Genomic DNA, 19,405 nt, shown 5'->3' with positions numbered 1-19,405 from the left:
CCTTTGTTATCCTTTTACTGCAATTCTTGCGTTGGTTCACCCAACATTTTTTCGGTTTGAATATTCGCCAGCTCATTAATACTGGCAAGTACCGCCTGCTCCGCCATTTGTTTCACATCGTTATAGCGGCGGCCAAAATAGGTCTGGTATATTTTTTGCTGGTTCATTTCTATCCAAAGCACAGTGCCGGCTTGTGGGTATACCTGCTCGTAGATCACTACTGACACACCTTCGGTGCCTGGCATATCACGCCAGTAACCCGTGTAATAGAATGAAAAGTCTTTACCAAAGCGGGATATGGTTCGGTCAAGCACCAGCCCACCGAGCTCTATATCATCGGCGACTGTCGCCATCGGGCTAAATGCCAGCAACATGCAATAAAACCAACTGACAAAATACTTCATAGTTGTGATAAGGGCGGCATGCGCCGCCCTGTGTCTACCGTTAGTTCTGCGACACTATGGCGGTGTTGAAATCACCTACCTGTGTGATGGACATCATGTTACCTTCACCGGCCTGACTCCCCAGCACCAGGTTGTCACTGCCCTGTTGTGTAACAGTTAACATGCCATTATTGCCAGACACCGCAAAGTAACCGTTATCGCCGGCAACCCAGTTACCGCTGCCGCTTTGTAAAATGTCGATACTGTTGGCATTGCCAGCGATCAGCATGTCAACCAGGTTGATATCGCCGTTTTGCTCAATGCTAACAACGGTATTTTCAACGACGGTTTCGCTAGTCAATAGCACTTCGTTAGCATTGCCTGACTGGTCCACATACAGATCATTGCTGTCACCCTGTACATCAACTAAGGCAAAGTTATCATCACCAAACTGTTGCACATCTGCTGTGTTGCCTGCGCCAAGAACACCGATTGCAGTGAGGTTATTATCGCCACGGCTGTAGATAGTGCCACGGTTATTTGCACCGGCAAGCACCATTTCGCTGCTGTTATTGTCGCCAATCTGGCGAACTTCAACATTGTGGCCGTCACCTGCGGTGGCAAATACTGTGCTATTGCCGTTACCACGCTGTAATACATCAATCTGGTTGTCATTGCCGGTTAAACCAATTGGTGCTGTTACGCTATTGGCGTCGCCACGCTGTTCAACCAATACCAGGTTTTGATCGCCTGACAGTGGGTCAAGAATAAATTCGTTAGCGTTACCCAGCTGCATCACATCTACCAGGTTATCGCTACCGGCCACATCGAAAGCGATAAAGGCGTTAGCATCACCTTCTTGCAACACAAAGAAACTGTTGTTGTCGCCATTTAAGCCAACTACGCCACCCACGTTGGCATTGCCAAACTGTTCAGATTCGAAACTGTTACGGTCACCCGCCAGATTAAACATGCCGGCTTCGTTGTTGTCACCCTGTTGTATGCTAAACAGGCTATTGTCGTTACCGGCAAAACCCGCATTAGCCCAGTTACCGTTACCGCTTTGCTCCATCTCAGCCAGGTTCATGTTACCGGCCAGGCTGATTATGGCTTCGTTGATTTCGCCTGATTGCACAACTACAGCGTCGTTAGTGTCACCGCTCACGATCATTTCAGCTGTGTTATAAAAACCATCCTGTGCCACAGTCGCCGTGTTATCGTCACCGCTGATGTCAACATAAGCAATGTGCCAGTCGGCAGCTTGTTCAATGCGCGTCTGGTTATCATTACCATTAACGAAGTTATAGCTCTCTAACCAGACACCATCCTGAGTCACAGAGGCGTTATTAACCGCACCGTTTTGCTCCACAACAGCAAGATTGATCTCGCCGCTTTGGCTAACTTCAGCCAGGTTACCTTCTGCAGCAGACACTGACGTTTGATTAATGATAACTTCGTTACCTTCTGCCAGGGCCGGGCCACTGACGATCAGGGCAATAGCAAGGCCAAGCATATGCTTACGTGGAAATTGTAACTTCATAACATTCTCCCTAACTTATTATTAGTATTGAATTACTGAGATTTCGGCACCTACGCCACTTTGTTCTATTGTGAACTGACGATTACCCCATTGCTGCAGTTGGATAAGGTTGTTACTGCCGTTTTGGATAATTTGCGCGCTATTGCCGTTACCAAATTGACTTACCTCTGCCTGATTGGCAAAACCACTCTGAGTTAAACTCAGCTGATTAAGTACGCCTTGTTGCAATAACACCGCATAATGCCCCTGACCAGACTGTGTAACATCAGCAACGTTCAAATCACCCAACTGGGTAATATCGACACCATTAGCCAGCGCATGCCGCTCTAACAAGGTAGTAAATTGCAACGATACATCAGCCCAAACACTTGCAGAGAGCAAAGCTAGTAGGCCGCCGTAACAATACGCAATACGTTTTTTCACCTGAACTTCCTTTACTGTTGTAGCGAAAACCTAGGCTAAAGCAGTAACAAAAACTATCAATAGTAATAAACAACTATTTTACATAATTCAGGATAATGCGCACCTGCGAAGGGAAATTTTAATAATCAACACTTTACGCCCATCCATTAACAAATATGATACCAAATAAGCTAGTAACAAAGTCTTATTTTTACAATTTAGTTTAATCAGTAAGCGGAATCGTGCTATCCATAATTGTGCTAAATAATAAGCATATAATTAACAATTATTTAATATGGGAACAGTTATGAATAAAAAGACTATGCTGGCAGCGGCGATTGCAACCGCCCTGCTCTCAGGCACAGCGCTGGCTAACACTGGCAGTGCAGCACAAGACTCGATACTGGTAATGTTTAAACCAGGTGTATCAAAACAAGAGCGGGTCGATGTGATTAAACGTAATGGTGCCAGCTTGCGTCAGTTGGATGCTCAGGGCCGCGATATGAAGATGCGTTATGTTGCGGATGGTCGCATTGTTAAAGTTCAGGTACCCAAAGGCGTTGACCGTGACCGGCTAATTAAAAAGCTCGCCGCGCATGCTGCTGTTGAAGTTGCCGAGCCTGACTTTCCGTTGAAGGCTTTAGCAACGCCGAACGATCCGCGTTTTGGTGAGCTTTGGGGCTTACAAAACACAGGTCAAAGCGGCGGTACCGCTGGCGCGGATATCAAAGCGGTAGAAGCCTGGGATATCACTACCGGCAGTCAGGACATTATTATCGGTGTTATTGATACCGGTATGGACTACAACCATCCGGATCTGATCGCCAACCGCTGGGTAAACCCCGGCAACCTGCCCGGCAGTACTTATGGCTATTCCACTTTAAACGCTGAACAAGATCCCATGGACAGCGACAGCCACGGTACCCATGTTGCAGGTACTATCGGTGCCTCGGGCGACAACGGCGTTGGTGTGGTTGGCGTTAACTGGAATGTAACGCTACTTCCCTGTCAGTTCCTTGGCCCAACGGGCGGCAGCACTGCAGGCGCTATTGAATGTATCAACTACTTCACCGATTTAAAACTGAATCACGGTGTTGATATCAAAGCTACCAACAACTCCTGGGGTGGTGGTGGCTACTCTGAAACCCTGCGCGCCGCCATTCAGTCTGGCGGTGATGCTGGTATTTTGTTCATTGCCGCATCCGGTAATGACGGTGGTAATGCCGATTCAGCGCCAATGTATCCGGCAGCCTATGATCTGGATGTGATCGTTTCTGTCGCCTCGACCGATCGTAATGATGCCATGTCAGGCTTTTCAAACTATGGTCTAACCTCGGTTGACTTAGGTGCCCCTGGCTCTGCAATTTTGTCTACCATTCCGGGTGGTGGCTATGCATCGTACTCTGGCACCTCTATGGCATCGCCTCATGTTGCTGGAGCTGCAGCCTTACTATGGTCGATTAACCCGGATTTAAGCCCGCTGGAAATGAAGGCCATTTTAATGGACTCAGGTGATACCTTAGCCGCGTTGGAAGGTAAAACTGTATCAGGTAAGCGGTTAAATCTGGTTAATGCCCTGGCTGAAGCTGACCCAACACCATCGTTTAAACTGTCACTAACGCCGCGTAACCAGCAAATTACTGCCGGCGAAACTGCCCAATACACACTTGATGTTGGTAACATTGCTGACTGGATGGGCGATGTTGAACTTAGCTTAAGTACACAGCCAGCATTAGAGGGCGTCAGTTTATCGGCGTCAACCGCGCAACCTGGCCAAACACTGACGCTCAGCGCGCCAACCAGTGCTGACACGCCCTGGGGCAACTACCAGTTCACCATCACCGGCACCGATGCCGCAACCGGTGAGCTGGTTAAATCAGTAAACGCCAGTTTAAGTGTGCTACCGCAAGGGCTTAATGATTACGACTATAGCAACAGCACGCCAGTTGCGATTCCAGACAACAATGCTGAAGGCATCAGCAGCGTTATCAACGTGCCGCAAAACGGTGTGGTATTTGGCACTAACGTAGGCGTTAATATTACCCATACCTGGCAAGGCGATCTGATTGTAAAACTGCGCTCACCAGCAGGTACCGAGCATACACTTCACAACCTCAGCGGTGGCAGTGCCGATGATTTGGTACAAAGCTGGCAAACCGATGCGTTTAACAGCGAACAAATGCAGGGCGACTGGACCTTACTGGTGTCAGACAATGCAGGCCTGGATACCGGCACGCTGAACAGCTGGGATCTGACGCTTACTGCTTTATCGGACGACGACACATCGCCGGTTCCGGTAGCGCCCGTAGCTGACTTCAGCTTCGTCGCCTCTGGCCTGACAGTAAACTTTACTGATCTGTCCACTGACGCTGACGATGATATCAGCAGCCTGAGCTGGGATTTTGGTGACGGTAACGGCTCAGCCGACGCCAACCCAAGCCATAGCTATGCCGCCTCTGGTACTTACAATGTTAGCCTGACGGCAACCGATGCTACCGGTCTGAGCAACACCATCAGCAAAACAGTAACGGTAAGCGAAGCGAATACTGATCTGCAGTTAAGCCTGCAACGCTCTGTACGCACCCGCACCGGTTCAACTATTGTTGACCTGCGCTTCACCGGCAGTGCCGATATGGTAGATATCTACCGTGATGGTAACCTGGTCGATACCGTTGATAATACTGGTCGCTATCGTGATCGCTTTACCTCTCAGGCCGTATCTGTAAGCTATAAAATTTGTGTAACAGGTAGCGATGCCTGCTCCGCAGATTTGGTAGTGAACTTTTAATCACGGCTGACGTTAATCCAAAGGCGGCGCAGGCCGCCTTTTTTTATGGTTGCAGTTCTGCCAAGCGCAGTTACTATTAAGCCTTTTCTAACAACAGATAAGCACGGTCAATCGCCACGCAGTAAGGAGTGCCGGTGTTAACACAGTTACATCACTTAGAGCAAAGCCTGAATCAGGTTATTTTGGGTAAGCCGAAGCAAATCCGCCTGGCGCTATGTTGTTTATTGGCTGAGGGGCATTTACTGCTGGAAGACCTACCCGGCATGGGTAAAACCACCTTGGCACACGCGCTGGCCAATAGCCTTGGCCTGAGCTATCGCCGGGTGCAATTTACCAATGACTTACTGCCGGGCGATTTAGTCGGCATGAACATTTATGATACCCGTTCACAACAATTTCATTTTCAGCCTGGTCCGGTATTTAGCCAGGTGTTGCTGGCGGATGAAATTAACCGCGCCAGCCCGAAAACACAAAGCGCGCTACTTGAAGCAATGGAAGAAAAACAGGTATCGATTGACGGTGAAACCCGCCCGCTGCCCAAGCCATTTTTTGTTATTGCCACGCAAAACCCGTTGTTTCACGCTGGCACCTCACCGCTGCCCGAGTCGCAATTAGACCGCTTTATGTTCCGGCTGTCGCTGGGTTTTCCTGACCATCAGGCTGAGCATCAACTACTAAAACACGATAACAATCAATCCAGGCTGACACTATTAACCGAGCAGCTAAACACCGAGCAGTTGCGTGCGCTGCAACAACAGGTGCCGCAGGTGCATGCCTCTGACGCGCTGCTGGATTATCTGTTAGCACTGGTGAATAACAGCCGCCACCGAAGCGATATGCTACCGTTATCGCCGCGTGCCTCTAAAGCCATTTTGCGGGCGGCAAAAGCCTTCGCCCTGTTGGAAGAGCGCAGTTATGTTAGCGCCGCCGATGTGCAACAGGTATTTCCTTATGTTGCCGAGCACCGGCTGGACCCTGCTTCATCAGCACAGGATAGCCGCTTAAGTCAGGTACTACTGCAACAAACGCCATGTCAGTTATAACCAAAGCGCTGTATCCGCTATACTGGCGTCTGCTAAGCCGTTATCTGGACAAACGCCAGCCCGCAGTGCCCAGCGTTACCTTAGTACAAAAGCTGATTTTTATCTTGCCAACCCGCTATGGCTGGTGGTTCTTTGGCTTGATTGTACTGCTTTACCTGCTGGGTACCAATTATCAGAACAACCTGATCTTGCTGTTAAGCTATTTGTTGCTCAGCCTGTTCTTATTGTCCATAGTGCTGTGTTACCAAAATTTGAGCGGGCTTACACTACGCAGTTTAGCGCCGGGTGAAGGCTTCAGTGAACAAGACATTGGCCTTAACCTGCAGCTGGTAGCCGCAGATCATGACGACAAGCGCCACCAGATGTTAAGGCTGCAATTTATCGGTCAGCAGCATCAGCTAGTGAGTCAGCACTGTACATCGGCCATTACACTGAATATTTTTGCCGGCAAACGCGGCAAATTTAGCCTACCCAGAATCAAAGTCAGCAGCCAATATCCGTTTGGCTTATGGCAGGCCTTTAGTTATGTTGCACTGGCGCAGCATTACTGGGTATATCCGGCACCTGCGCAGCATAGCCCGGCTGCCGGCATCATGCCAGAGCAGGACCAAACCACTGCCCGCCAGCAAGTCAGTGATGATACCCTCTCAAACTACAGACAGGGTGACAGTATTCGCCACCTGGTTTGGAAACGCTTAGCGCGCGACCCGGCAACACCGGTTGTCAGGCAACAACACACGCCGCCGCCTCAACTCCAGAGCGATTGGGTGGTGGTGCCGGCCGTATCGGGCGATGCACTGGAGCGCGCCTTACGCCAGGCCAGTCGCGATTTACTGACGTTGGAGCAAAGCGGTGCCAGCTACGGGCTTAAATTACCGGCGTTAACCATAGCGCAAGCCAAAGGACCGGCACAATTACAACGCTGTTTACAGGCGCTGGCAGTATGCTAAAACAAAAACGCTTAATGATGATCTGGCTTGGGCTACAACTGGCATTTATGCTGTTGTTACAAGAAGCCTTTGTGCTGTGGGTAAGTTTGCTCTTCGCTGCCCTGTTGCTAACACGTTTTACCACCCTGGTTTACGCCAACACCAGCCTCAGCCTTAAAGCCGTCAATTTCATTGGCGCCGGCGTTGCAGTGGCACTGCTGTTTAACCTAAAGCAAGCCGGTGTGCTGAACTTTATGCTGCAAATTCTGTTGCTGGCCGCCATGTTACGTTTACTGGCATTGCGACAGCTGTTTGAAGCAAGGCAACTGGTATGGGTGCATTATTTTCTTATCGGTTGCTGCTTTATTCTGCATCAGAATATGCTGGTGGCGCTGGTTATTATGGCCGTCCTGTTCGCCAACATATACAGCCATTATCTGTTGTTCGCCCCGGCAGGTAGCACACTTAAACCAGCCAATATAGGGCGTGCAACCTTGATTATCCTGCCCCTTTGGCTGGCGATGTTTTTACTCTTTCCGCGTTTACCACCGTTTTGGCAGATCCCCACCGCCAAGGTCGCCAGTACCGGCTTAAACGATACCTTAGATCCGGGCAGTATCGAGCAGTTAGTGCAAGACGATAGCCTAGCATTTCGTGTTGAATTTGAAAACGGTGTACCAGAGCGGCAATTATTGTACTGGCGCGCCCGTTTATATGAGGATTTTGATGGCCGACGCTGGCAGGAAAATTCGCTGCGTACCAGCAGTAATTATCGCAACGTTAGCCAAGTCGGCTCACCTGGCGCTACAGTGATAAACTACCGCATTATTGCCGAGGCTAGCCAGCAGCGCAGTTTATTTGCCCTGGCCAGCCCACTACAAAGCAGTGCGAATGTCAATATTGCGCCCTCTGGCCTGGTGCTCTCCACCAAACCGGTAAGCCAGCGCCTAAGTTATCAGCTTAGTAGCCAATTACAGCCAGTGACGATACTGTCGGAGCAGGAACAACAGCTTAACCTGCATATTCCTGCCGGCAATGAACAAACACTGGCATTTGGCCGCCAGCTTAAAGCGCAACACCCGCAAGTACCAGCATTGGTTGACGCCATCGCCAGCCATTTTCGCCAGCAGCCGTATTTTTACAGCTTGACCCCGCCGCTGCTTGGCGCAAACAGTGTTGATCAATTTCTATTTGATAGCCGTACCGGCTTTTGCAGCCATTACGCTTCTGCAACCGCATTGCTGCTGCGCGCTGCAGGTGTTCCCGCCCGTGTAGTTGGCGGTTATCAGGGCGGCGACTGGCATCCGGAGCAGGGTTATCTGGCCGTGCGCCAGCGTGAGGCCCATGCCTGGGTAGAATATGCCGATCAGGGCCGCTGGCAACAGTTTGATCCAACCGCTGCCGTCGCACCACAGCGCATTTTATCCAGTCTGGATGATGCCTTATCTGCCGAGCAACGTCAGCTGCTGACCTCGCCCTGGCAACGCAACGCCTTACTTAACAACCTAAGGCAGCAGTTGATGCACCTGGATTACTACTGGTCGGTATGGGTATTGGGTTTTAACGATACGAACCAGCGAGACTTATGGCAACAGCTCAGACAAAATCTGCAGCGTTTTGCCTATGGGCTGGCACTTATTACGGTATTAGCCTTGTTAGTTGTCGCTCTGCTATGGTGGCAACGCCGTGAACGCCCCACTCAGCCACAGGCTTATCGCCTGTTAAGCAAGGTGCTGTCTGGTGTGTTGCAACACAAACCTGTTGAGCAACCCTTGTCAGAATTTTTACGTGCGCTGGCCCAGCAGCAACAGCCCGCGCAGCGTGAGCTGTTGTTAACGCTAATAATGCACTACGAGCTAGCGCTGTTTAATGATGATACAGCGGCGTTATCTGTGCTGAAACAACAGCTAAAACAACACCGTAATACCTTACGAAGGTTGCGTTTCAGCGCCCAGAATACGTAGCGCAATTTGCAAATGCTCGGCACAGTGAATGCCTAAATCGGTCAGGTAACCACCGTCCTGTTGGGTCACCAGACCCTTTTCATATAACCGGCTGATAGCAGCCAGTGTGTCTGCATCAGCCGACTTATGCACTTTGATTCCCTCCATGGCACTGTCGAGATTAAACAACGTCAGTACCCGGATCTCAGCATTCAATTGCGGTGATATTGGCATACACAGTTACTCCTTTTTATAACGTTGTACTGAACATAGCGCTAAGCGCGTAAAAAGCCAATAGCACCGCTATGTTTAACCTAACACCGTTTGCAGCGCTTTTAAGCACAGCGCCACGTTTTCGCGCCGCGCCGCACAGCCCATCAGGCCGATGCGCCAGGCTTTACCGGTGAGCTCACCTAAGCCAGCACCAATTTCCAGGTTGTATTGCTCCAGTAGCTGTTTGCGTACAGCAGCATCATCCACACCAGCCGGAATATACACACTGTTTAGCTGTGGCAGGCGGTAAGGTTCGGCTACCACAAATTTAAGCCCAAGCTCGGTCAGGCCCTGCTTGAGTAGCTGGTGCATATCTTTATGCCGCTGCCAGCTTTGTTCCAGCCCTTCATCCGCTAACAGCCGCAGTGATTCATGCAGCGCATACAGTGCATTCACCGGTGCCGTATGATGGTAACTGCGCTTAGCGCCGCCGCTCCAGTAACTCATTACCAGGCTTTGATCTAAAAACCAGCTTTGTACCGGCTGTTTGCGCGCTTTAATCCGCTCTACCGCTTTTGCTGAGAACGACACTGGCGATAACCCCGGCACACAGGATAGACATTTCTGACTGCCCGAATAAATGGCATCTATACCCCAATCATCAACGCGAAGTTCTACGCCACCCAGCGAAGTGACTGCATCAACAATGGATAAGCAACCATATTGCTGCGCCAGCGCACATAAGGTTTTAGCATCTGACAAAGCACCGGTTGAGGTTTCCGCATGCACAAAGGCCAGATACTTAGCCTGCGGGTTGGCTTTTAACGCCGCTTCAACCTGCTGTGGGTTTACCGGCTCCCCCCAGGCATTATCCACCGTAATAGCGATAGCGCCGCAGCGCTCAACATTTTGCCGCATGCGCTCACCAAAAACGCCATTACGGCACACAATAACAGTATCACCCGGCTCAAGCAGGTTAACAAAGCAGGTTTCCATGCCGGCACTGCCCGGCGCCGATACCGCCAGCGTCATCTCGTTGCGGGTTTGAAAAGCATACTGCAGCAGCTGCTTAAGCTCATCCATCATGCCAATAAACAACGGGTCTAAGTGGCCAACGGTTGGCCTGGCCTGCGCCGCCAGAACTTGTGGGTGCACATCTGAAGGACCCGGGCCCATTAAAATGCGTCGCGGTGGTAAAAAGGCGTCAATTTTTGGTGCAGCTAACATAACAACTCCCACTGTCAAATTTGCCTTACCATAGCAAAACTAGCGGGCGATACCAGCTTGCGTCGGCTATTGCCATTATTCAAAAGATTAATAGTCGAACAACGTGTAGAGAACAGAAAATAAGATAAAAAAATGGGGTCAGAGAACTCTGCCCCCATTTTGCCGTCAGTTTTGCCAGGGGTTAGAACTGACGGCTACGCAGTGCAGCAATACGCTTTTCCAGTGGCGGGTGGCTTAAAAACAGTTCAGACTTTTTGCCACCACCGGCAATACCAAAGGCCATCATGCTGCCTTCCAGCCGGCTCTCGTGGTTATGCTTTAACCGCTCTAACGCCGCAATCATTTTATTCGGGTTACCTTCCAGCTTAGCGGCACCGGCATCGGCGCGGTATTCACGCTGCCGTGAGAACCACATCACAATAATGCTGGCCAGCACACCAAACACCAGCTCCAGCACAATTACCGTAGCGAAATAAGCTAAACCACCGCCCTGGTTGTTGTTGCCGTTGTTGTTCAGCATACCGGCTACTAAACGCGCCAGGAAAATCACAAAGGTGTTTACCACGCCCTGAATAAGTGTCAGGGTAACCATGTCACCATTGGCAATATGGGACACTTCGTGCGCCAGCACTGCCTCTACCTCATCCTCACGCATATTGCGCAGCAAACCCGTACTTACGGCCACTAAGGCATCATTACGGTTCATACCGGTAGCAAAGGCGTTCATCTCGGGTGAGTCATAAATAGCCACTTCCGGCATACCAATGCCAGCCGCTTTAGCCTGGCGCGCTACAGTAGCAACCAGCCACTGTTCGGTCGCATTACGAGGCTGTTCAATCACAACCGCACCTGTAGAGCGCTTTGCCATCCACTTAGACATCGCTAAGGAGATAAAAGAGCCGCCAAAACCAAACACGGCGGCAAACACCAGTAGGCCACCAATGCTGCTGCGATCGACACCTAAAAAGCTAAAAACGATATTAAGCACTATGCTTAATACCAATATCACCGCCAGGTTAGTGGCTAAAAACAACAACACTCTCTTCATAACAGCTACCTCTGATGACTTACTACCCGCTAATATATGGCCTTAGAGCTTGTTTTCAATCAACAGTGCCACCATTAGCAATCATTATTTGTAACTATTAATGTCTACGCTCCCGAGGTATCACATGCAGTTATTACTTCTTAGCAGCTCCCGCGCCGACAACAGCGACTATCTGGCGCCGTACATGAACTGGATTGCCAGTCACCTTAGCGGTATTGATGAACTGCTGTTTATTCCTTACGCCGGTGTCAGCATCGAATACGACGCCTATCAGGCTATGGTGCAACAAGCACTGTTGCCGCTGGGTATAACAGTAACCAGTATTCATCAGCATAGTAATGCGCGCCAGGCAGTAATAGACGCCAAAGCAATAGTGGTTGGCGGCGGCAACACCTTTCACCTGCTTTATCAGTTATATCAACAGGATATTGTGCAACTTATTGGAAAACGCGTAACCGAAGGTGTGCCCTATTTGGGCTGGAGTGCCGGTTCAAACATCGCCGGCGCCAGTATTCGCACCACCAATGATATGCCGATAATTGAGCCCGCTTCGTTTAACGCGCTAAACCTGCTACCACTGCAGTTAAACCCGCATTACAGCGACTATAAGCCGGAGGGCTTTCATGGTGAAACCCGCGATATGCGCCTGGCCGAGTTTATGCAGTTACACCCGGCCACACCGATTATTGCCCTGCCTGAGGGCAGTGCGCTTAAGCACGACGACGGTAAACTGACATTACTTGGCAACAAAGGCGGTTATCTGTTTCAGACTGGTAATAAAACGCCGTTGGCAGAGCATGCAGATTTATCTGAGTTTCTAACATAGCGATATCGTTGTCCGCTTAGCAATAACGCCGGTTACAACACCCGATAAGCTCGCCACAGCAACTCGCTACCGCTTGCGCGTCCGTTCAGACACTCCGTGTCGACTGATCGGGTGTTCTAACCTCTGATATTCAGCAGGCGGGTCGCCATATCCTGCGCTAGCTGCTGATACCGCTCCGGCTCGGCTGCATAAGGCACCACCGCCAGGCAAGGCGCACTGATGCGCTGGCGCAAATCAGCGATATTCTGCTGTAGCAGCAACATATCCGGATCAATACAGTTAGCTACCCAGCCAACTAGCTTACAGCCGCTGCGCTCAATTTCGCGCACCGTCAGCATGGCATGGTTTAGACAGCCCAGTTTCATACCTACCACCAACAGCACTGGCAGTTGCTGCTCTGCTACCCAATCGGCCAGATAGCGCTTAGCCGATAATGGCAATAACCAGCCACCGGCGCCTTCTATCAACAGCTCCTCGGCCTTTAAGCTCTGCCAGTGTTGCAGTGCCTTGGTTAAGACCACTTCGTCAATTGGCTTTTGCTCGTTAACCGCCGCCAAATGAGGCGCTACCGGTGCCTGATAACAGATAGGATTTACTACTTCATAAGGTAACGCGATACCAGAGCGCTGCTGCAGCAGTAACGCGTCACCATTAAAGCCCTGCGCGTCAGCGCCCGCCGCTATTGGCTTTACGCCGATAGCAGTCACATTTAGCGCTTTGCAGCCCTGCAGCAGCATGGCACTGATATAGCTTTTACCAGCGTCGGTATCAGTAGCGGTAATAAATAGGGTTTTAGCCGGCATGTTTTACTCCGCTTAGCGTCAGCACCTGATAACTGGCCGGTAAGCCTGGCACAGTACGGTGCACCTCATAGGCCAGAGCCAGTTGCTGCCAGTAGCCTTTGCCGGTTAAGCCAGTGCGACGGCCAGCAACCTGATTAGCCCCCAAAAGCTTAAGCTCACGGGCCAGGCTTTGCACATCGGGGTAATACAGCGGATAACGGCGCAGCTCAAACTGCCAGTTAAGCGCCGGTGCTACATTGGCCGCTTGCTGAATACTATCAACGCTTAAAAACCGGCTAATATGCGGGTAGTTATCCAAACTGGCAAAGGCCTGCGCCAGTTCGGTTAAGGTGCCGTCGACCAGCGTGGTAATAACGGCCGTACCGCCTGGCTTAAGCACCCGGCTAACTTCAGCAAATACCGCCGAGGGGTTACTACACCACTGCAGCATCAGGCTGGAGAACACGGTATCGAAACTATTATCGGCCAGTGGCAGCTGCTGGGCATCAGCCTGCAAATACTGCCTGGCCAGCCCCGCTTTGGCTGCTTGCGCCAGCATACCAGCACTAAAATCTACTGCGGTAAAAGCCCGGCAATACTCAGTAAAGCGTGGATGCAACCAGCCCGGCCCGCAGCCCAGATCAAGCAAATGGCCCTGCGCGACTTTAGATAGTTTTGCCAGTGCATCCAACGCGACCTGCTGCTGTAAACGGGCGCCTCGCATATAGTGGGTTGACGCCGCACTAAAACTGTTGGCGACTTGTTGCCGAAAACGGCTGTTGCTGTCTGGTCGTTGCATTACAGCACTCATACTAACTGCCTTAATTGCTGCACTAATAACTGGAGATCCTGCTCGGTATGCTGCGCACTTAGCGTAATACGCAGCCGCGCACTACCTTTTGGCACCGTCGGCGGGCGTATTGCACTTAGCCAAATACCGGCCTGTTTTAACTGCGCACTCATATTAAGCGCCCGAGCGCTGTCGCCCAGCACCAGGCCCTGAATAGCACTCTGTGACGCTAACAGCGGTAAATCGGCCGCCAAAGCACGAAAGCGCGCAATATTGCTCTGTAGTTTGTCCCGCCGCCAACTTTGGCTGCGGCAAAGTGCAATACTTTTAATCACCGCGGCACAAAGCGCCGGTGATAGCGCCGTACTGTAAATATAATGCCGGCCAAATTGGGCTAAATAGTCGACTACGGTTTTACTGCCGCCGACAAAGGCGCCGCCTACGCCCAGCGCCTTGCCAAAATTGGCCATAGTGCAAAACAAATCGCTGCTAAAAATACCCTGCGCCGCAGCGGTGCCTTTACCTTCAGGCCCACAAACGCCTAAACCATGCGCGTCGTCCAGCAGAAGCGGCGCCTGATATTGCCGGCACAGGTCCAGCATGGCGTTCAGATCCGGACTGTCACCGTCCATACTGAACACGCCCTCTGTCACCACCAGCGGCTGGCTGACATCGATAAGGCAAGCGTGCAAGGCCGATAAATCATTGTGCGCAAAGCGTTTTAGCTGCGCATCGCTGTGCAAAGCACCGTCTATCAACGAAGCATGGCTAAGTTTATCCAGTAACAGCGTATCGCCCTTCTGCGCCAGCGTTTGTAACATCGTTTGGTTGGCGGCGAATCCGGAAGAAAATAGCAACACCTGCTCAAAGCCCAACCAGTCGCACAAAGTGTCGCTAAGCTGCTGATGCACCTGATGCAGCCCGGTAACCAACGGCGAGCCGCTGCTACCGGCACCATAAGTGGCAGCGCCTTCGGCATAGGCGTTAAGCACTTCAGGATCAGTGGCCAAACCCAGATAGTCATTACCTGAGAAATTCAGGTAACTATTACCCGCTACGTGCAGCACCCGGCCATTGTACTGCTCAATAATCACGCTGCGGCGCAGTAGTTGACTGCCCTCTCGCTCAGCCAGTGCCTGGCGCATTTGCGCCAGCCTTGTCTGAGTCATTGTTTACTGCGCTGCATGAAATAACGGCGGGTTAGCCTGCTCTTTTATCGCATCGGCCAGTGCCAATTGATGGGCTTCGTCCGACACATCATGGCGCTGCTCTGGCGTAATGCCCAGTTTGGCAAATAGCTGCATATCGGCATTAGCCTCCGGGTTATCGGTAGTCAGCAGCTTATCGCCGTAGAAAATCGAGTTCGCGCCGGCAAAGAAACACAGCGCCTGCATTTGCTCGTTCATACGGCTACGACCAGCAGATAAACGTACATGGCTTTTGGGCAACATAATACGCGCCACGGCTATAGTGCGGATAAACTCGAACGCGTCTAAGTCATCGACGTTTTCCAACGGCGTGCCCGCTACCTTTACCAGCATGTTTATTGGCACACTTTCTGGGTGCTCTGGTAAATTAGCCAGCTGCATCAGCAGTGCTGAGCGGTCATTAGCACTTTCGCCCATGCCTAAAATGCCACCGCAACATACTTTCATGCCGGCATCGCGCACATGGTTTAGGGTGTCTAAACGATCCTGATAGGTGCGGGTGGTAATAATTTCACCGTAAAACTCCGGTGAGGTATCCAGGTTATGGTTGTAGTAATCCAGGCCTGCATCGGCCAGGGTTTTCGCCTGCTCGCCATCAAGCATACCCAACGTCATGCAGGTTTCCAGCCCCATGGCTTTTACGCCACGCACCATTTCAATAATGTAGGGCATATCGCGCTGCTTCGGGTTGGTCCAGGCGGCGCCCATACAAAACCGGCTGGCGCCTTTGTCTTTGGCAGCTTTGGCCTGGGTGAGTACCTTCTCAACTTCCATCAGCCGTTCGCGTTCCAGGCCGGTGTTATAGTGGCCGCTTTGCGGGCAGTACTTGCAGTCTTCGGCGCAGGCGCCGGTTTTAATCGACAATAAGGTGCTTACCTGCACTTCATTGGGTTTAAAGTGTTGACGGTGCACCGTTTGCGCCTGAAACAGCAAGTCATTAAATGGCAGTGCGTACAGCGCGTTAACCTGCGCTAAGGTCCAATCGTGGCGGACAACAGCCTGCATAAATATCCCTGATCAAATTGAGCTAATAAGTATTTTCGGCTAGTCTAACCGCCACTTAGGCCTTGTCAACGCAGACCAGCAGAAAAACTTTACTACAGGTTAAATAATGAGCATTAATTTGACATTTGATCGCGCGCATATCTGGCACCCCTACACTTCTATGCTAAACCCGCTGCCGGTGTATCCGGTGGTGGCAGCAGAAGGCTGCGAGCTGGTGCTGGAAAATGGTCAGCGTCTGATTGATGGCACAGCCTCCTGGTGGTCGGCCGTGCACGGCTATAACCACCCTGTACTTAACACTGCAGTAACCGAGCAACTGGGTAGAATGGCGCATGTGATGTTTGGCGGCATTACCCATGCGCCGGCAGTGCAATTGTGTCAGCAGCTGCTGAGTATGGTGCCAAGCAAGTTAACCAAAGTTTTTTTAGCCGATAGTGGCTCTATCGCGGTAGAAGTGGCGATAAAAATGGCCCTGCAATACTGGCTGGCCAGCGCAACACCACAAAAACAAAAGCTGATTAGCCTGCGCAAGGGCTACCATGGCGATACGTTTGCTGCCATGGCGGTGTGCGATCCGGTCGATGGCATGCACGATATGTTTGCCAGCCTGTTACCCCAGCACTTCTTTTTACCGGCGCCATTAAGCCGTTTTGACGGCGAGTTTTTGCCACAGGATATTGCCCCACTGCAGCAGCTGTTGGCAGAGAAACACCATGAAATTGCCGCGCTAATTTTAGAGCCAATAGTGCAAGGCTATGGCGGTATGCGCTTTTATCACCCTGAGTATTTGTGCCGCGCCCGCGCCTTGTGCGATAAGTATCAAGTACTGCTGATTGCTGATGAGATTGCCACCGGCTTTGGCCGTAGCGGCAAGCTGTTTGCCTGTGAACATGCCGGTGTAACACCGGATATTATGTGCGTGGGCAAAGCACTAAGCGGCGGCTATATTACCTTAGCTGCTACTTTATGCAGCGATGAGGTAGCCCGGGGCATCAGTCAAAGCGCCGCCGGTGGCCTTATGCACGGCCCGACTTTTATGGCCAACCCTTTGGCCTGCGCCGTGGCCAGTGCCAGCTTAAGTCTTATCGCCCAGGGCGACTGGCAGCAGCAGGTGCCAGCGATAGAGCGCCAATTAAAAGTGGAGCTTGCGCCTTGTGCTCAATCGCCACAAGTAAAAGAGGTACGGGTGTTAGGCGCTATTGGCGTGCTGGAAATGCATGACAAGGTAAATGTCGCCGCTTTACAGCAGCAGTTTGTTGAGCTTGGAGTTTGGATCCGTCCCTTTAATAACCTGATTTACGTGATGCCGCCTTTTATTATCAGCCCGGCTCAGTTAACTAAGCTCACCCTCGCGATGCGTGAGGTGGTTGGCGTTTAAACATACCAGAACAAATACAGCAACAGGCTAATGCAGCTTAATAGCAAAAGCACAATATTAAAGTGCAGATGGTCGGTGCGCCGGCGCAGCCGTAGCCGGTTTAGCAGCAAACTTAAGCCACTACTGATGGCAGAAGCCAGTAAAAAGTATTGCAGACAAAGGGTAAGTAAAGGGTGCCATTCACTACGGATCTCAATGCCCCAATAGCGCACCAGGCCGGTGTCCATCTCGGGGCGGGCGTAATGGGCAATAATCATCGCCAGCAAAAACAATAACCAGCCGCTAATGGCCAGCCAGCCAAAGGCGCGGCAGATCCAATCTGGCCCCTGCCGCCTCTCAAACTTTTCGGCTTTTTTGCTGTTGTCGGTCAATTTATTTACCTGGCTAAGTTTTACTTGTGTTGTGCGTTTGCCGCAGTATCATTACAGGCTTTACGCAGTTGTCTAAAGTTTACACCCTCTGGAGTTTGTTGCATGACGCACGCCGTTATTAAAGATGTATTAGCAGGTCGCTATGCCGTTGGTGACACTGTCACCGTTAAAGGCTGGATCCGCACCCGCCGCGATTCAAAAGCCGGCATTTCCTTTTTAGCTATTCATGATGGCAGCTGCTTCGACGCTGTGCAGGCGGTCGCGCCAGCAGAGCTGAATAATTACGAGTCTGAAGTAAAGCGTTTAACCACTTCCTGCTCGGTGGCCGTAACCGGCACTATCGCACGCTCTGAAGGCCAGGGCCAGGCGTTTGAACTGCAAGCCACCAGTGTTGAGGTATTGGGCTGGGTAGAAAACCCGGACACCTACCCTATGGCGCCCAAACGCCACAGTATGGAATACTTGCGTGAACACGCCCACCTGCGCCCACGCACCAACATTATGGGCGCCGTTACCCGGGTGCGTCACTGTTTAGCTCAGGCCGTGCACCGCTTCTTCCACGAGCAGGGTTATTACTGGATCAGCACGCCTATTATTACCGGCTCAGACGCTGAAGGCGCCGGCGAGATGTTCCGCGTTAGCACACTGGACATGGAAAACCTGCCACGCACCGACAAAGGCAAAGTGGATTACAGCCAGGACTTTTTCGGTAAAGAAACCTTTTTAACCGTATCCGGCCAGTTAAACGGCGAAACTTACGCCTGCGCCATGTCAAAAATTTACACCTTTGGCCCAACCTTTCGCGCAGAAAACTCTAACACCAGCCGCCACTTGGCCGAGTTTTGGATGATAGAGCCGGAAGTGGCCTTTGCTGAACTAAAAGACATCGCCCAGCTGGCGGAAGACATGCTGAAATACGTCTGTAAAGCGGTATTAACCGAGCGCGCAGACGATATGGCGTTTTTCGCCGAGCGTATCGATCCTACCGCCGTGACCCGTTTACAGCAACTGGTCGATTCCAGCTTTGTGCGGATGGACTACACAGACGCCATCGAAATTCTGAAAACCTGCGGTAAGAAGTTTGAATACCCGGTGGAATGGGGTGTCGATTTACAGTCTGAGCACGAGCGCTACCTGGCCGAAGAGCACGTAGGCGCGCCAATTATCATGCAAAACTACCCTAAAGACATTAAAGCCTTTTACATGCGCTTAAATGACGATGGTAAAACAGTAGCGGCGATGGACGTATTAGCGCCCGGCATTGGTGAAATTATCGGCGGCAGCCAGCGTGAAGAGCGCTTAGAAGCCTTTGATAAGCGCCTGGACGAAATGGGTCTGGATAAAGAAGCCTACGGCTGGTACCGCGACCTGCGCCGCTACGGCACAGTGCCGCACGCCGGTTTTGGTTTAGGTTTTGAGCGTTTGGTGTCGTACGTTACCGGTATCGGTAATATCCGCGATGTTATCGCCTTCCCGCGCACACCGGGTAATGCCGAGTTCTAATAGCATTAGACACAGAAAAGGCGCTT

18 protein-coding genes are annotated in these 19,405 nt (G+C 51.3%); 7 read left to right on the top strand and 11 right to left on the bottom strand.

What is annotated here, in order from left to right:
* Positions 1 to 14 precede the first annotated feature (14 nt).
* From ABGI61_RS12580 to ABGI61_RS12570, 3 genes are all read right to left on the bottom strand, one after another.
* Positions 15 to 374: a curli production assembly/transport protein CsgE gene (locus ABGI61_RS12580; protein ID WP_347601592.1), complete on the bottom strand. Its 360-nt coding sequence runs from the start codon at positions 372 to 374 to the stop codon at positions 15 to 17.
* Between the two features lie 70 nt (positions 375 to 444).
* Positions 445 to 1,923 (bottom strand): hypothetical protein, encoded by a 1,479-nt coding sequence (locus ABGI61_RS12575; RefSeq protein ID WP_347601590.1) that lies wholly within the window; start codon positions 1,921 to 1,923, stop codon positions 445 to 447.
* A gap of 21 nt (positions 1,924 to 1,944) precedes the next feature.
* Complete coding sequence (locus ABGI61_RS12570) at positions 1,945 to 2,346, bottom strand: curlin subunit CsgB (RefSeq protein WP_347601588.1); 402 nt, start codon at positions 2,344 to 2,346, stop codon at positions 1,945 to 1,947.
* A gap of 286 nt (positions 2,347 to 2,632) precedes the next feature.
* On the opposite strand from ABGI61_RS12570, the gene ABGI61_RS12565 reads away from it, so the two are divergent.
* The 4 genes from ABGI61_RS12565 (at position 2,633) to ABGI61_RS12550 (ending at position 9,049) form a co-directional block, all read left to right on the top strand.
* Positions 2,633 to 5,113: a S8 family serine peptidase gene (locus ABGI61_RS12565; protein ID WP_347601586.1), complete on the top strand. Its 2,481-nt coding sequence runs from the start codon at positions 2,633 to 2,635 to the stop codon at positions 5,111 to 5,113.
* A 134-nt stretch (positions 5,114 to 5,247) separates the two neighbouring features.
* Entirely contained in the window at positions 5,248 to 6,156 is a 909-nt protein-coding gene (locus ABGI61_RS12560; protein WP_347601585.1) for an AAA family ATPase, read from the top strand.
* Positions 6,144 to 7,106 carry a DUF58 domain-containing protein gene (locus ABGI61_RS12555; RefSeq protein WP_347601583.1) on the top strand — a complete coding sequence of 321 codons (963 nt, stop codon included), beginning with the start codon at positions 6,144 to 6,146 and terminating at the stop codon, positions 7,104 to 7,106. The genes ABGI61_RS12560 and ABGI61_RS12555 overlap by 13 nt, the downstream gene beginning before the upstream one ends.
* The gene (locus ABGI61_RS12550) at positions 7,100 to 9,049 is read left to right on the top strand and encodes a transglutaminase TgpA family protein (protein WP_347601581.1); all 1,950 of its coding nucleotides are present in this window, start codon (positions 7,100 to 7,102) and stop codon (positions 9,047 to 9,049) included. Before ABGI61_RS12555 ends, ABGI61_RS12550 begins: the two co-directional genes overlap by 7 nt.
* Here ABGI61_RS12550 and ABGI61_RS12545 read toward each other — a convergent pair.
* From ABGI61_RS12545 to htpX, 3 genes are all read right to left on the bottom strand, one after another.
* Positions 9,014 to 9,262: a TIGR02647 family protein gene (locus tag ABGI61_RS12545; protein ID WP_347601579.1), complete on the bottom strand. Its 249-nt coding sequence runs from the start codon at positions 9,260 to 9,262 to the stop codon at positions 9,014 to 9,016. The genes ABGI61_RS12550 and ABGI61_RS12545 overlap by 36 nt on opposite strands.
* A 75-nt stretch (positions 9,263 to 9,337) precedes the next feature.
* Positions 9,338 to 10,468 carry a pyridoxal-phosphate-dependent aminotransferase family protein gene (locus ABGI61_RS12540; protein WP_347601577.1) on the bottom strand — a complete coding sequence of 377 codons (1,131 nt, stop codon included), beginning with the start codon at positions 10,466 to 10,468 and terminating at the stop codon, positions 9,338 to 9,340.
* Between the two features lie 181 nt (positions 10,469 to 10,649).
* Positions 10,650 to 11,516, bottom strand: a complete 867-nt coding sequence (htpX, locus tag ABGI61_RS12535) for a protease HtpX (protein WP_347601575.1) — start codon at positions 11,514 to 11,516, stop codon at positions 10,650 to 10,652.
* Between the two features lie 124 nt (positions 11,517 to 11,640).
* On the opposite strand from htpX, the gene pepE reads away from it, so the two are divergent.
* Positions 11,641 to 12,342, top strand: coding sequence for a dipeptidase PepE (gene pepE, locus ABGI61_RS12530; RefSeq protein WP_347601573.1), 702 nt, complete (start codon positions 11,641 to 11,643; stop codon positions 12,340 to 12,342).
* A 116-nt stretch (positions 12,343 to 12,458) separates the two neighbouring features.
* On the opposite strand, the gene bioD is transcribed toward pepE, so the two are convergent.
* The 4 genes from bioD to bioB are packed head-to-tail and all read right to left on the bottom strand — an operon-like array spanning position 12,459 to position 16,127.
* Positions 12,459 to 13,145: a dethiobiotin synthase gene (gene bioD / locus ABGI61_RS12525; RefSeq protein ID WP_347601571.1), complete on the bottom strand. Its 687-nt coding sequence runs from the start codon at positions 13,143 to 13,145 to the stop codon at positions 12,459 to 12,461.
* A complete protein-coding gene (gene bioC, locus ABGI61_RS12520; protein WP_347601569.1) occupies positions 13,135 to 13,935 on the bottom strand; it encodes a malonyl-ACP O-methyltransferase BioC in 801 nt (266 codons plus the stop codon). The genes bioD and bioC overlap by 11 nt, the downstream gene beginning before the upstream one ends.
* On the bottom strand, positions 13,932 to 15,083 hold the full coding sequence (locus ABGI61_RS12515; protein ID WP_347601567.1) for an aminotransferase class I/II-fold pyridoxal phosphate-dependent enzyme: 1,152 nt from the start codon (positions 15,081 to 15,083) through the stop codon (positions 13,932 to 13,934). Before ABGI61_RS12515 ends, bioC begins: the two co-directional genes overlap by 4 nt.
* Before the next feature lie 3 nt (positions 15,084 to 15,086).
* On the bottom strand, positions 15,087 to 16,127 hold the full coding sequence (bioB, locus tag ABGI61_RS12510) for a biotin synthase BioB (protein WP_347601565.1): 1,041 nt from the start codon (positions 16,125 to 16,127) through the stop codon (positions 15,087 to 15,089).
* Positions 16,128 to 16,233: 106 nt separating this feature from the next.
* On the opposite strand from bioB, the gene bioA reads away from it, so the two are divergent.
* Entirely contained in the window at positions 16,234 to 17,505 is a 1,272-nt protein-coding gene (gene bioA / locus ABGI61_RS12505) for an adenosylmethionine--8-amino-7-oxononanoate transaminase (RefSeq protein ID WP_347601563.1), read from the top strand.
* Here the strand turns inward: bioA and ABGI61_RS12500 are convergent.
* Positions 17,502 to 17,876 carry a hypothetical protein gene (locus tag ABGI61_RS12500; RefSeq protein WP_347601561.1) on the bottom strand — a complete coding sequence of 125 codons (375 nt, stop codon included), beginning with the start codon at positions 17,874 to 17,876 and terminating at the stop codon, positions 17,502 to 17,504. The genes bioA and ABGI61_RS12500 overlap by 4 nt on opposite strands.
* A 102-nt stretch (positions 17,877 to 17,978) precedes the next feature.
* Here ABGI61_RS12500 and asnS point away from each other — a divergent pair, with 102 nt between their 5' ends.
* A complete protein-coding gene (asnS, locus tag ABGI61_RS12495) occupies positions 17,979 to 19,379 on the top strand; it encodes an asparagine--tRNA ligase (RefSeq protein ID WP_008221402.1) in 1,401 nt (466 codons plus the stop codon).
* Positions 19,380 to 19,405: the final 26 nt, after the last annotated feature.

This window comes from Rheinheimera fenheensis, from assembly GCF_039871805.1.
GTDB lineage: Bacteria > Pseudomonadota > Gammaproteobacteria > Enterobacterales > Alteromonadaceae > Alishewanella > Alishewanella fenheensis.
This window is presented reverse-complemented; position numbering and strand designations above follow the sequence as displayed.

What these genes read in the sequence shown, in the direction of transcription:
- ABGI61_RS12580 (WP_347601592.1), bottom strand. Translation starts at nt 374, where the DNA reads ATGTTGCTGGCATTTAGCCCGATGGCGACAGTCGCCGATGATATAGAG.
- ABGI61_RS12575 (WP_347601590.1), bottom strand. Translation starts at nt 1,923, where the DNA reads ATGAAGTTACAATTTCCACGTAAGCATATGCTTGGCCTTGCTATTGCC.
- ABGI61_RS12565 (WP_347601586.1), top strand. Translation starts at nt 2,633, where the DNA reads ATGAATAAAAAGACTATGCTGGCAGCGGCGATTGCAACCGCCCTGCTC.
- ABGI61_RS12555 (WP_347601583.1), top strand. Translation starts at nt 6,144, where the DNA reads ATGTCAGTTATAACCAAAGCGCTGTATCCGCTATACTGGCGTCTGCTA.
- ABGI61_RS12550 (WP_347601581.1), top strand. Translation starts at nt 7,100, where the DNA reads ATGCTAAAACAAAAACGCTTAATGATGATCTGGCTTGGGCTACAACTG.
- ABGI61_RS12545 (WP_347601579.1), bottom strand. Translation starts at nt 9,262, where the DNA reads ATGCCAATATCACCGCAATTGAATGCTGAGATCCGGGTACTGACGTTG.
- ABGI61_RS12540 (WP_347601577.1), bottom strand. Translation starts at nt 10,468, where the DNA reads ATGTTAGCTGCACCAAAAATTGACGCCTTTTTACCACCGCGACGCATT.
- htpX (WP_347601575.1), bottom strand. Translation starts at nt 11,516, where the DNA reads ATGAAGAGAGTGTTGTTGTTTTTAGCCACTAACCTGGCGGTGATATTG.
- pepE (WP_347601573.1), top strand. Translation starts at nt 11,641, where the DNA reads ATGCAGTTATTACTTCTTAGCAGCTCCCGCGCCGACAACAGCGACTAT.
- bioD (WP_347601571.1), bottom strand. Translation starts at nt 13,145, where the DNA reads ATGCCGGCTAAAACCCTATTTATTACCGCTACTGATACCGACGCTGGT.
- bioC (WP_347601569.1), bottom strand. Translation starts at nt 13,935, where the DNA reads ATGAGTGCTGTAATGCAACGACCAGACAGCAACAGCCGTTTTCGGCAA.
- ABGI61_RS12515 (WP_347601567.1), bottom strand. Translation starts at nt 15,083, where the DNA reads ATGACTCAGACAAGGCTGGCGCAAATGCGCCAGGCACTGGCTGAGCGA.
- bioB (WP_347601565.1), bottom strand. Translation starts at nt 16,127, where the DNA reads ATGCAGGCTGTTGTCCGCCACGATTGGACCTTAGCGCAGGTTAACGCG.
- bioA (WP_347601563.1), top strand. Translation starts at nt 16,234, where the DNA reads ATGAGCATTAATTTGACATTTGATCGCGCGCATATCTGGCACCCCTAC.
- asnS (WP_008221402.1), top strand. Translation starts at nt 17,979, where the DNA reads ATGACGCACGCCGTTATTAAAGATGTATTAGCAGGTCGCTATGCCGTT.